The organism is Rothia uropygioeca (assembly GCF_004136585.1).
Lineage (GTDB): Bacteria > Actinomycetota > Actinomycetes > Actinomycetales > Micrococcaceae > Rothia.
The window spans coordinates 833,120-844,610 of sequence record NZ_NOIR01000002.1 but is presented as its reverse complement, the minus strand read 5'-3'; the positions used below and the strand labels follow the sequence as shown (position 1 = coordinate 844,610).

14 protein-coding genes are annotated in these 11,491 nt (G+C 60.8%); all 14 read left to right on the top strand.

Annotated elements, in window-relative coordinates:
• The first annotated feature begins 43 nt into the window (after nt 1-43).
• The 14 genes from EWR20_RS08085 to rlmN all read left to right on the top strand — a co-directional run bounded on the left by EWR20_RS08085 (nt 44) and on the right by rlmN (nt 11,359).
• Complete coding sequence (locus EWR20_RS08085; RefSeq protein ID WP_129360088.1) at nt 44-2,557, top strand: hypothetical protein; 2,514 nt, start codon at nt 44-46, stop codon at nt 2,555-2,557.
• A gap of 468 nt (nt 2,558-3,025) precedes the next feature.
• Entirely contained in the window at nt 3,026-3,397 is a 372-nt protein-coding gene (rplN, locus tag EWR20_RS08080; RefSeq protein ID WP_129360087.1) for a 50S ribosomal protein L14, read from the top strand.
• Nucleotides 3,398-3,400: 3 nt separating this feature from the next.
• A complete protein-coding gene (rplX, locus tag EWR20_RS08075; RefSeq protein ID WP_129360086.1) occupies nt 3,401-3,736 on the top strand; it encodes a 50S ribosomal protein L24 in 336 nt (111 codons plus the stop codon).
• Complete coding sequence (gene rplE / locus EWR20_RS08070; protein WP_129360085.1) at nt 3,736-4,296, top strand: 50S ribosomal protein L5; 561 nt, start codon at nt 3,736-3,738, stop codon at nt 4,294-4,296. The genes rplX and rplE overlap by 1 nt, the downstream gene beginning before the upstream one ends.
• A gap of 71 nt (nt 4,297-4,367) precedes the next feature.
• Nucleotides 4,368-4,766, top strand: coding sequence for a 30S ribosomal protein S8 (gene rpsH / locus EWR20_RS08065; protein ID WP_129360084.1), 399 nt, complete (start codon nt 4,368-4,370; stop codon nt 4,764-4,766).
• A 27-nt stretch (nt 4,767-4,793) separates the two neighbouring features.
• A complete protein-coding gene (gene rplF, locus EWR20_RS08060) occupies nt 4,794-5,330 on the top strand; it encodes a 50S ribosomal protein L6 (protein ID WP_129360083.1) in 537 nt (178 codons plus the stop codon).
• A gap of 2 nt (nt 5,331-5,332) precedes the next feature.
• Nucleotides 5,333-5,695 (top strand): 50S ribosomal protein L18, encoded by a 363-nt coding sequence (gene rplR, locus EWR20_RS08055; protein WP_129360082.1) that lies wholly within the window; start codon nt 5,333-5,335, stop codon nt 5,693-5,695.
• Nucleotides 5,692-6,402, top strand: coding sequence for a 30S ribosomal protein S5 (gene rpsE, locus EWR20_RS08050; protein ID WP_129360081.1), 711 nt, complete (start codon nt 5,692-5,694; stop codon nt 6,400-6,402). Before rplR ends, rpsE begins: the two co-directional genes overlap by 4 nt.
• Nucleotides 6,402-6,611, top strand: a complete 210-nt coding sequence (gene rpmD / locus EWR20_RS08045) for a 50S ribosomal protein L30 (RefSeq protein WP_129360080.1) — start codon at nt 6,402-6,404, stop codon at nt 6,609-6,611. The genes rpsE and rpmD overlap by 1 nt, the downstream gene beginning before the upstream one ends.
• A 2-nt stretch (nt 6,612-6,613) precedes the next feature.
• Nucleotides 6,614-7,084, top strand: a complete 471-nt coding sequence (gene rplO, locus EWR20_RS08040) for a 50S ribosomal protein L15 (RefSeq protein ID WP_129360079.1) — start codon at nt 6,614-6,616, stop codon at nt 7,082-7,084.
• A 234-nt stretch (nt 7,085-7,318) separates the two neighbouring features.
• Nucleotides 7,319-8,629 carry a preprotein translocase subunit SecY gene (gene secY, locus EWR20_RS08035; protein WP_129360078.1) on the top strand — a complete coding sequence of 437 codons (1,311 nt, stop codon included), beginning with the start codon at nt 7,319-7,321 and terminating at the stop codon, nt 8,627-8,629.
• On the top strand, nt 8,626-9,189 hold the full coding sequence (locus EWR20_RS08030; RefSeq protein WP_129360077.1) for an adenylate kinase: 564 nt from the start codon (nt 8,626-8,628) through the stop codon (nt 9,187-9,189). The genes secY and EWR20_RS08030 overlap by 4 nt, the downstream gene beginning before the upstream one ends.
• A 128-nt stretch (nt 9,190-9,317) precedes the next feature.
• The gene (map, locus tag EWR20_RS08025; RefSeq protein WP_129360076.1) at nt 9,318-10,145 is read left to right on the top strand and encodes a type I methionyl aminopeptidase; all 828 of its coding nucleotides are present in this window, start codon (nt 9,318-9,320) and stop codon (nt 10,143-10,145) included.
• A gap of 38 nt (nt 10,146-10,183) precedes the next feature.
• Complete coding sequence (gene rlmN, locus EWR20_RS08020) at nt 10,184-11,359, top strand: 23S rRNA (adenine(2503)-C(2))-methyltransferase RlmN (protein ID WP_129360075.1); 1,176 nt, start codon at nt 10,184-10,186, stop codon at nt 11,357-11,359.
• Nucleotides 11,360-11,491 lie beyond the last annotated feature (132 nt).

The following is an 11,491-nucleotide window of genomic DNA, read 5'->3' as shown; positions in this document are numbered from 1 at the left end:
GCTCATGGACATCAATCGCATCCAGAAAACTATGAGGATCACTATGTTTTCTTACAACAATTTCCGCCCTCGAGGATTCAAGGTATGGGCGACTGTCTCTGCGGCAACGGCCCTGACTTTCGCGGGCACGCTCACGGCGGCGCAGGCAGACGGGGTGGGCGCCGCAACGGCTCCGGCTCACGGTGCAGCCTCGGCAGCGTGCGAGTATCGCAGCTTCGATGTCCGTGCTGAGCAGACCCAAGGCCTGCCGGGACAGTACCAGCTGGCGTATTCGAAGAAGAATGACGCTCTCTGGGCCACCGGTACGGCCCTTGGCGGGGCCAACACCACGGCCACTCTTGCCAAGATCGACCCGCAGACCATGAAAATCGAGAAGACCGTTGCCCTGGACACCGTGCCGTATATTCCGAGGGGCGGGACTGAGGTTGCTGGTGTTCAGCTCAAGGGGCCCTTCGGGATCGATGTGGACGATGTGAACAACACGGTATGGGTGACCAACACCATTGCGAACGAGGTCACCGCTTATGACCAGGCCACCTTGAAGGAGGTCTTTTCGACCTCCAGGCTTTCGCCCGAGGAGCGCGCGAAGGTTGAATTCACCCATCCACGCGAGGTTCGCATCGCAGACGGTAAAGCCTTCGTTGGCGTTCGGGGTTCGGTGGTGGTCTTCGATACAAAGACCTACGCATTCCTGCAGAAGATCAACGTGGCCGATGTCGAGGACAGGGCCACGACCGTCATGAATATGTGGGTGGACGAATCTGAAGGGAAGGCTTACTTCCCGGTCCGTATGAGGGATGAGGTCAAGATCTACGACCTGAAAGACCTCTCGAAGCCGATTCAGGTGGTCAAGCTCCATAAGCATGATCCCGAGGCCAATCTCTACGCCTCCGACGTCGTGGCGGATCACTCGCTCAATGAAATCTATGTCTCGTCCCAGGGCGACAAAGGGAAGAACTCCGGTGTGGGTGTCTATGACAAGACCACGGGCGAGTTCAAGAAGTGGATCGATCTTGGTGGAAGGGCGCTGTCTCTGGACGCGGATGAGGACAACGACGTCGTTTACCTCACTGATTTCGACGGCAAGTCTCCTGACAGGGGTGTATATGTGATTGACGGCCGCACCCACACCGTCGCCGCTATCGTTCCCAAAAATTCCGTGGACGCTCCCTTCGGTGTTAACGACGTGATTGTGACCCCCAAAGGTGTGTTCGCCGTCGACAAGGGTGGGGCGTACAAGAACGCGGAAGTGCCCTTCACCATCGATTACCGGACCGGAAAGTTCACCACCTCCTCGACGTCCGTTTTGGGCGTGCAGAACAAGGCAACTGAGGGCGCACCCGCTGATTGGCAGCCCGCCGAGCCGACCCCGATCAACGCGGACACTCTCGTCAAGCTGACCGCAACGTCAACCGGAACCGTCAAAGGCCAGAACAAGGGTGCATCAGGCGCCGATGTAAGCGTCAAGACCGTCGAGTCCAAGCAAGACGCAGGGGCCAAGGTCACGGGGGCCACCGTGGTCTCCGAGGGGCAGGCCATCAAGGTTTCGGGAACGGGGTGGAAGCACCCGAATGGAACCGGAGGGTCCACGGTGGCCGTCAAGTACGACAAGGGTACGGTTTCCATCGATGGCAATGCAGTGATCGCAACCGTCGAGGCGGACGCCCAGGGGAAGTGGGAGATGAACCTGCCGTATCCGACCACGGCAAACTCCACCGTCAAGGAAGGCGCCTGGGGTCCCGGAACAACGCACACGCTTTCCTTCCTCTCAGGCACCCTCAAAGAGGGCGACGCGAGCCGTGGCGCGAACTTCCAGATCAGCGTCGCACAACCGACGTGTGATGCACCCGAAGCCAAGCGCGTGACCCCGACGACGAAGGTGTTCCAGGGGTACGGCACTCTGGTTGACTCGAAGGTCGGCGAGATGGTGCCTCCTCCGACTGACCCGGTAAAGCAGGACCCGACGCCAAGCCCGGCCCCGACCGACCCGGTAAAGCAGGACCCGACGCCAAGCCCGGCCCCGACCGACCCGGTAAAGCAGGACCCGACGCCAAGCCCGACCCCGACCGACCCGGTAAAGCAGGACCCCGGCGTCGGAAATGAAGGCGCGGGCTCGGGGCAGAAGGCGCCTGGCGCTGATGGGGCGGATAAGGAACCCGGTCAGCTGGGTTCCGGAGCCCCGTCAGGGGAGACCGGAAAGGATGACGGAATGAAGAGCGGAAGAGGGCCCGCCGCCACTGGTGATCCTGCAGATGCCGGTGACGCTGGCGAGAAGGCTCCGGCAAGCATCGCTGATCACGATGAAGCCGGAGCCGGCGCCGGCGCCAACAGCCCGACCGGCAACGAATCGGCCTCGGGCTCTCAGGGCCAGACCGCAACAAGCGGGACGGGGGTGAACTCTCAGACCCCGGCCGTCTCGAAGGGTTCCGCACCCGCCACGCAGTCCGGCCTGGCCAGCACTGGAGCCGGCAAGCTGATGTGGGTTGCCGGCCTGGGCGCGGCGGCCACGGCTGCCGGCACCGCGGTGGTGGCTCTTCGGCGCAAGAAGGCGCACTGATCTGGCGACGCGCTGAGTGCACCTCGCGCAGTCCTCTGATGGCGCACAATATCGGGGCCGAGGCGGTTCGCAATGACCCGCCACGGCCCCGGTCGTCGTCTCAACCGACGGAGAGGTGATGAACGTCAAGTACCTCCCGTCGTTGTGGCTTATCTGGCCCTGTTCGGGGGAGTTGCCCTGTGGTAGCCTTGATTACTTGTGTGGGTCGACTCGGCCTGCGCGCAACCACGGATTTTTCGTGCCAGTGCATAATGCCGCTGTCAACGGGTGCATGCGCCCGCCATCGAAGCGGGACCAGATGTTCCTGGCATGGACAGTCCCAGGCGCAACCGCCAACTTCCATTCCTGATGAAATGGCAGACCGGTGCGTCAATCATCCCGAACACAGTGTTCCGCAAGGCCCACGTCGCGTCAGTCAGAGATCTTCTGGCGGCGTCGTGAGAACCGGCGAGACGACAGGAGTATTCAGTGATTCAGCAAGAGTCACGGCTCAAGGTCGCCGATAACACGGGAGCCAAGGAAATCCTTGCTATCCGTATTCTCGGTGGATCTGGCCGTCGCTACGCAGGTATTGGCGACATCATCGTCGCCACCGTCAAGGACGCAATTCCTGGCGGAAACGTCAAGAAGGGTGACGTCGTCAAAGCCGTCATCGTTCGTACCAAGAAGGAGACCCGTCGTGCTGACGGCTCCTACATCAAGTTCGACGAGAACTCGGCAGTGATCCTCAAGAACACCGACGGCGAGCCCCGCGGTACCCGTATTTTCGGGCCGGTCGGGCGCGAGCTGCGCGACAAGCGGTTCATGAAGATTATCTCGCTTGCTCCGGAGGTGCTCTAACTCATGGCTAAGATCAAGAGCGGTGACCTGGTGCAGGTCATTTCTGGTTCCGAAAAGGGCAAGCAGGGCAAGGTCCTGAAGGTATTCCCGGAGACCAATCGCGTCCTCATCGAGGGCGTCAAGGTTGTCACCAAGCACACCAAGGCCAATCCCAACACCGGTGAAGGTGGCGGCATTCAGAAGGTCGAGGCCTCGATCCACGTGTCCAACGTCGCGATCGTCGATCCCGAGACCAAGAAGCCCAGCCGCGTTGGCTACCGCGAAGAGACCGTAGAGCGTGACGGACGTAACCGCACCGTTCGCGTGCGCGTGTCCAAGAGCTCGGGTAAGGACCTCTAATGACCGAAACCAAGATCACCCCCAGCCTCAAGACCAAGTTCAAGGACGAGGTCGTTCCGGCGCTGCAGGAACAGTTCAACTACGGCAACCCCATGCAGTCGCCGAAGCTCGTCAAGGTCGTTGTCAACATGGGCGTCGGAGAAGCTGCACGCGACTCCAAGCTCATCGATTCGGCCGTGCGCGATCTGACCCTCATCACGGGTCAGAAGCCTCAGGTGACCCGCGCCAAGAAGTCGATCGCACAGTTCAAGCTGCGCGAAGGCCAGCCCATCGGCTGCCACACGACTCTTCGCGGAGACCGTATGTGGGAATTCCTCGATCGTCTGATTTCCCTGGCTCTTCCCCGAATCCGTGACTTCCGCGGACTCTCGGATCGCCAGTTCGACGGCAACGGTAACTACACCTTCGGTTTGACCGAGCAGTCCATGTTCCACGAGATCGATCAGGATGCGATCGACCGTGTGCGCGGCATGGACATCACCGTGGTTACCACAGCCAAGACCGACGACGAGGGACGCGCGCTGCTCCGCCAGCTCGGTTTCCCGTTCAAGACCAACTAACTGCTACGTTTCAGGTCCGCTTCCGGTCTTCCGGAGAGCGGAAACCGTAACGAGGAAGGGCAAGTGCCCACATGACCATGACAGATCCTGTCGCAGATATGCTTACGCGTCTGCGCAACGCTAATTCGGCACACCACGATTCCGTGTCCATGCCGTACTCAAAGCTCAAGGCCCGGATCGCTGACATCCTCAAGGCCGAGGGCTACATCAAGGACTGGCACGAGGAAGAGGCAGAGGTCGGCAAGACCCTCGCTCTCGACCTCAAATTCGGTCCCAACCGCGAGTCCTCCATCGTTGGAGTTCGTCGTATTTCCAAGCCGGGCCTGCGCGTTTACGCGAAGTCCACCAACCTGCCTCAGGTGCTTGGTGGCCTCGGCATCGCCATCCTGTCCACGTCTTCGGGGTTGCTTACCGACAAGCAGGCCTCCAAGAAGGGCGTGGGCGGCGAAGTCCTGGCATACGTCTGGTAGTCGGTCACAAGAGAAAGGAAGAGAAGAATGTCACGTATTGGACGTCTCCCCATCTCGGTGCCGGCTGGTGTTGAGGTAAAGATCGACGGCTCCCTCGTGAGCGTCAAGGGTCCCAAGGGAGAACTCTCCCAGGAGATCGCTTCGCCGATCACCGTCTCCCTCGATGGAGATACCCTCACAGTCAACCGTCCCGACGACGAACGCGAGTCTCGTTCGCTGCACGGCCTGAGCCGCACGCTGATCAATAACATGGTCATCGGCGTCTCCGAGGGTTACAGCAAGAAGCTCGAGATCGTTGGCACCGGTTACCGTGTGCTGGCCAAGGGCTCCGACCTGGAATTCGCGCTGGGCTACAGCCACCCCGTTTCGGTAAAGGCTCCGGAAGGAATCACTTTCACCGTGGAGGGCAACAACAAGCTCACCGTTTCCGGTATTCACAAGCAGCAGGTCGGCCAGGTGGCCTCCAACATTCGAAGCCTCCGCGCGCCCGACCCCTACAAGGGCAAGGGTGTTCGCTACGAGGGCGAGCAGATCCGCCGCAAGGTCGGAAAGGCTGGTAAGTAAACATGGCTAATAAGACGAAGTTCGCTGCTCGCAAGCGTCGCCACACGCGCGTTCGCAAGCACGTCTCCGGTACCGCCGCGCGTCCCCGTCTCTCGGTATTCCGTTCGACCAAGCACATGTTCGTGCAGGTCATTGACGATACTCAGGGCAACACGTTGGCCTCGGCATCCACCCTGGAAGCCGAGTTGCGTTCCGCAACCGATATGGACAAGACCGCCAAAGCCAAGCGCGTTGGCGAGCTGGTCGCCGAGCGTGCCAAGGCCGCCGGCGTCGAGTCCGTCGTATTCGATCGTGGCGGCAATAAGTACCACGGCCGTGTGGCCGCTGTTGCTGAAGGCGCCCGGGAAGGTGGGCTGGCACTGTGAGCGAGCAGACCGCAAACGAAAAGGAAAATCAGGTGGCAGAGAACAACGCTGCAACTGAGAACTCCGAGAAAGATAACTCCTCGAAGCGCGACGACCGTCGCGGCGGCAACCGCGGTGAGCGCGGCGGCCGTGGTCGCAATGACCGTAACGATCGTGGTGGCCGCGGTGGACGCGGTGGCCGCGATGAGGAAAAGGACAAGTACATCGAGCGCGTTGTCACCATCAACCGCGTCTCGAAGGTCGTCAAGGGCGGCCGTCGCTTCAGCTTTACCGCACTCGTCGTCGTAGGCGACGGGCAAGGTTTGGTCGGCGTCGGCTACGGCAAGGCCAAGGAAGTTCCCTCGGCCATTGCCAAGGGCGTTGAAGAAGCCAAGAAGAACTTCTTCCGCGTTCCCCGCGTCGAGGACCGCACCATCCCGCACCGCGTGCAGGGTGAAGCGGCCGCTGGTGTTGTTATGCTCCGACCCGCTACGGCCGGTACCGGTGTTATCGCCGGTGGCCCGGTGCGTGCGGTGCTCGAGTGTGCTGGCATCCACGACGTGCTGTCCAAGTCCCTCGGTTCCACGAACCAGATCAACATCGTGCACGGGACCATTGAGGCCCTGCGTCAGCTGGAAGAGCCCGTTGCCGTTGCAGCCCGCCGTGGCCTGCCGAACGACGAGGTCATCCCCAGCTACCTCATGCGCGATGAGAAGGCAGGTGCGTAATGTCCGGTAAGCGTATTCAGCCCAGCGATTCGAAGCTGGAGATCACGCAAATGAAGTCCTACGTTGGCCAGAAGCAGAACATGCGCGACACTCTGCGCTCACTGGGACTCAAGCGTCCGGGCAACAAGGTTGTCCGCACCGCCGATCCGGTGACCTGCGGTATGGTCAACACCGTCGCTCACCTCGTGAAGGTTGAGGAGGTCAAGTAAAAATGGCAGATACCAACGAAGAGCGCCAGGCCATCAAGCTCCACGATCTGCGTCCGGCCAAGGGATCTCACAAAGCCAAGGCCCGCGTGGGCCGCGGTGAAGGGTCCAAGGGCAAGACCGCTGGTCGTGGTACCAAAGGCACCAAGGCTCGTTACCAGGTCAAGGCAGGTTTCGAAGGCGGGCAGCTTCCGCTGCACATGCGCCTTCCGAAGCTCCGTGGCTTCAAGAACCCGTTCCGCGTGGAGTACCAGGTCGTAAACCTGGACCGTATCTCGGAGTTGTTCCCCGAGGGCGGCGACATCACCGTCGACTCCCTCGTGGCCAAGGGTGCGGTTCGCAAGAACCAGCCCGTCAAGGTTCTGGGCCAAGGCGACCTGACCGTCAAGGTCAACGTCACCGTTGACAAGCTCTCCGCATCCGCTGTGGAGAAAATCGAAGCCGCCGGTGGCACCGCCACCGCAACCGGCAAGTAGAACTGCGATCGGGCTGATGCTCGAAGGCATTTCATAGGGATGAGGTCCTTCCCCGGAAGTCCGGGGAGGGGCCTCATCTTGTCTGCATCCCGGCGCGTTGTGGCGGAGTGACGGACGTAATCGGGTTCCCGTGACGCATTGCCGTTAGACTGACGAGGGACCTATTGGCTCGGCAGCTGTCTGCGGACGGCAATCGCCGGGATTCCAACTGAACAAACTTTTACAGGAGGCCAAGTGCTCGGCGCTTTCGGACGGGCGTTCAAAACCCCCGACCTACGACGCAAGCTGCTGTTCACACTCGCGGTCATTGTGATCTACCGCGCCGGTACTTTCGTGCCAGCGCCGGGTGTTGACTACGGGAACGTCCAGCAGTGCATCGCCATGGGAGGTACCACCGGTGGTATCTACGACATGGTCAACCTCTTCAGTGGTGGCGCGCTCCTACAATTGTCGATCTTCGCCTTGGGTGTGATGCCGTACATCACGGCGTCGATCATCGTGCAGCTTCTTCGAGTCGTGATTCCGAGATTCCAGGAATTGCATGAAGAAGGCGGTCAGGGCCAGCAGAAGCTGACCCAGTACACGCGCTACCTGACCATGGGCCTGGCGCTCCTGAACGCCACGACAATCATCTCGTTGGCTCGCTCGGGTGCTCTGCTGGGCAACTGCCCGCTCCCGGTTATCCCGGATGATTCGATCCTCATGATCATCGTCATCATTATCACCCTGACCGCGGGCACAGGCATCATCATGTGGCTGGGCGAGCAGATCACGGAGAAGGGCGTCGGCAACGGTATGTCCTTGCTGATCTTCACGTCGATCGCCGCTTCCTTCCCGTCCGCGCTCGGCCAGATCTTCAAGACCCAGGGATGGGGCGTTTTCGCCGCGATCCTCGGTATCGGTCTCGTCGTGATCGTCGCGGTGGTGTTCGTCGAACAATCCCAGCGCAGAATTCCCGTCCAATACGCCAAGCGGATGGTCGGCCGGCGCACGATTGGCGGCACAACCACGTACATCCCGCTGAAGGTCAACATGGCCGGCGTGATCCCGGTGATCTTCGCGTCGTCCCTGCTGATGTTGCCCGGGCTGATCGGGCAGTTCTCGACTCCCAAGGACGGAACACCTCCTCCTGAGTGGGTCAATTGGATCAACGGCAACCTGGTCAAGGGCGATCACCCGCTCTACATGATCTTGTACTTCCTGTTGATCGTTGGTTTTGCCTACTTCTATGTTTCGATCACGTTCAACCCGCAAGAGGTGTCGGACAACATGAAGAAGTACGGCGGATTCATCCCCGGGATCCGTGCCGGGCGTCCGACCGAGCGGTATTTGGGATACGTCCTGAACCGCATCACCCTCCCGGGATCGCTGTATTTGGGCATCGTGGCGCTGATACCTCTGATCGCACTCGTGATGTTCAATGCGAACCAAAATTTCCCGTTCGGTGGCACATCGCTGCTGATCGTGGTCGGCGTCGGCCTGGACACCATCAAGCAAATCGACGCTCAGTTGCAACAACGACACTATGAAGGACTTCTGCGATGAACCGTTTGCTCATCATCGGGCCTCCCGGCGCCGGAAAAGGAACACAGGCCGTCAAGATCTCCGAGGAATTGTCGATCCCGGCGATTTCCACCGGCGATATCTTCAGGGCCAACATCAAGGAAGAAACTGAACTGGGTCGTGAGGCCAAACAGTATATGGACGCCGGTAACCTGGTTCCCGATTCGGTCACCAATCGCATGGTTCGGGATCGCTTGGCCCAGGAGGACGCGAGTCACGGCTTTCTGCTGGATGGTTACCCCCGCAACACGGCGCAGGTCGAGGAACTCGATTCGATCCTCAATGACCTGGGTCAGAAGATCGACGGTGTCCTGCTGCTGACTGCGGACAACGAGGAGCTCGTTCAGCGTCTCCTCGGACGCGCCAAGGATCAGGGTCGTAGCGACGACACGGAAGAGGTGATCCGTCACCGTCTGGAGGTTTACGCCCAGGAAACCGAGCCGATCGTCGGGTTGTACGAGGCACGAGGCATCGTGACTCGCGTGGATGGACTCGGAAGCATCGACGAGGTCAGTCAGCGTTTGCTGGCTGCCGTTCGATAATTCGACTTCCAGTCTCCCAGGAGACCCAACAACGGGCCCCCGACACATTGAAGTCGGGGGCCCGTCGTCCTACCCGGCGACTGGTCCGGATGAACCAACCAAACAAAACGTGATGAGGAAGTGCCCGGATGTTCGGCCGACGCAAAATCGAGTACAAGACCAACCAGCAGCTCCGTGCGATGGCGCGTGCCGGCGTCGTGACCTCACGAGCGCTCGACGCCGCCGTCGCAGCGACTGCCCCCGGCGTCACAACGGCACAATTGGACCAAACTTTCCGCGAAGTGCTCACGGAAAATCACGCGACGTCGAACTTCCTCGGTTACTACGGGTTTCCAGCAACTATCTGCGCTTCTCCCAATGACATCGTCGTCCACGGCATTCCCAACGATGAACCGTTGCGCGACGGGGACATCATCTCGATCGACGGCGGCGCAATCGTCGACGGATGGCACGGGGACTCTGCGCGCACCGTATTGGTCGGGACCGCGACCAGGCAGGACCACGAGCTGTCAGAAATGACCCGAGCCGCGATGTGGCACGGCATCGCCGCCGCGGCCACAGCTGGGCGAGTGGGGGAGATCGGCGCTGCCATCGAGGACTTCATCCGCAAGGAATCGGGCGGGACCTACGGGATTGTCGAGGACTACGTGGGCCACGGAATCGGAACCGAAATGCACATGGCCCCCGACGTTCCGAATTACCGCACTCGTGACTCAGGTCCCAGGCTCAAGTCAGGCATGGCCCTGGCGATCGAACCGATGCTTGTGACAGGATCGACGGAGACCGTGATCTTGGACGACGACTGGACGGTCAAGACTACCGACGGCTCCCATGCGAGCCAATGGGAACACTCGGTGGCATTTCATCGGGACGGCATCTGGGTTCTGACCGCTGAAGACGGCGGTGCTGAAGAACTGGCCGCCCTGGGGGTCTCAGTGGCCCCGATTCCCGACTAAGCACCACACACGCCGCACACAGGAAAAGGGGCACTACCGTGTCATCCGAGACTTCGACCCCCGTGGAGATCACCTCCCGGCCCGAGCCCGGCAAAATCTTGCTCAAAGCTCCCCGACGGGCCAAACCGCCGCGCCACATCGCGGATATGGATCTCGCGGGGCGTAAAGAATTTCTCCAAGAACTCGGTCACCGGCCGTTCCGGGCTTCACAGCTGTCCAAGCACTATTTCGAGCGTTTGGTCACGGACCCCCAGGACATGACGGACCTTCCGGTGGCGTCCCGTGAGCAGATGGTTGCCGACGCGATGCCGAAGCTGCTGACCACGGTGAACACCTTGGAAGCCGATGGTGGAGACACCCTTAAACTGGTGCACCGTCTTTTCGACGGTGCTCTGGTGGAATCCGTGATCATGCGGTATTCCAACCGCGTGACCATGTGCATCTCCTCGCAGGCCGGTTGCGGTATGAACTGTCCCTTTTGCGCGACCGGTCAGGCAGGCCTGACTCGGAACCTTTCCACTGCGGAAATTGTGGAACAAGTGGTAGCGGGCGCGCGCATGGTCAAGACGATGAAGGGGCTGGAAAACGCCGAGGACGGTCCAGAAGAAACCAAGCCCTTGCGTATCTCGAACATCGTCTTCATGGGCATGGGCGAGGCCCTCGCAAATTACAAGTCCTCGCTGGGCGCCGTACATCGACTGATCGACCCATCGCCGGAAGGTTTAGGGATCTCGGCTCGAGGGATCACAATGTCGACGGTTGGCTTGGTTCCTGGGATGTACAAGTTCACTCAAGAGAACCTGCCGGTTACCTTGGCTCTGTCCCTCCACGCCCCGGACGACGAGCTCAGGGACGAGCTCATCCCGATCAATAACCGGTGGAAGGTCGACGAGACCCTCGACGCTGCGTATGACTACTACCGTCAGACCGGACGTCGTGTCTCGATCGAGTACGCGCTCATCCGGGACATCAACGATCAAGGCTGGCGCGCCGACTTGCTGGGCAAGAAGCTGGCACAGAGGGGCCGGGGCTGGGTCCACGTCAATCCCATCCCGCTCAACCCGACACCCGGCTCCAAGTGGACCGCCTCGCGCCCCGGCGTCGAGCAGAACTTCGTCGAGCGTCTTAGGGCACACGGCATCCCGACCACGGTCCGGGACACTCGCGGATCCGACATCGACGGGGCGTGCGGCCAGCTGGCGGCAGCGAGCTAGGGGAGTTGATGGCCCTCGCGTCATGGCTGCGAGCCGTCGGGGCGGAACCTATGCACGCTACTGCTACTGCTGCACCGGCATCGTGGACTTCTGACCTTCGGTCGGAGTGAAAATATCCCGGCGAGGGAAGTC

What these genes read in the sequence shown, in the direction of transcription:
- rpmD (WP_129360080.1), top strand. Translation starts at nt 6,402, where the DNA reads ATGTCCGGTAAGCGTATTCAGCCCAGCGATTCGAAGCTGGAGATCACG.
- rplX (WP_129360086.1), top strand. Translation starts at nt 3,401, where the DNA reads ATGGCTAAGATCAAGAGCGGTGACCTGGTGCAGGTCATTTCTGGTTCC.
- rplE (WP_129360085.1), top strand. Translation starts at nt 3,736, where the DNA reads ATGACCGAAACCAAGATCACCCCCAGCCTCAAGACCAAGTTCAAGGAC.
- rplF (WP_129360083.1), top strand. Translation starts at nt 4,794, where the DNA reads ATGTCACGTATTGGACGTCTCCCCATCTCGGTGCCGGCTGGTGTTGAG.
- rpsH (WP_129360084.1), top strand. Translation starts at nt 4,368, where the DNA reads ATGACCATGACAGATCCTGTCGCAGATATGCTTACGCGTCTGCGCAAC.
- EWR20_RS08085 (WP_129360088.1), top strand. Translation starts at nt 44, where the DNA reads ATGTTTTCTTACAACAATTTCCGCCCTCGAGGATTCAAGGTATGGGCG.
- map (WP_129360076.1), top strand. Translation starts at nt 9,318, where the DNA reads ATGTTCGGCCGACGCAAAATCGAGTACAAGACCAACCAGCAGCTCCGT.
- EWR20_RS08030 (WP_129360077.1), top strand. Translation starts at nt 8,626, where the DNA reads ATGAACCGTTTGCTCATCATCGGGCCTCCCGGCGCCGGAAAAGGAACA.
- rplR (WP_129360082.1), top strand. Translation starts at nt 5,333, where the DNA reads ATGGCTAATAAGACGAAGTTCGCTGCTCGCAAGCGTCGCCACACGCGC.
- rplO (WP_129360079.1), top strand. Translation starts at nt 6,614, where the DNA reads ATGGCAGATACCAACGAAGAGCGCCAGGCCATCAAGCTCCACGATCTG.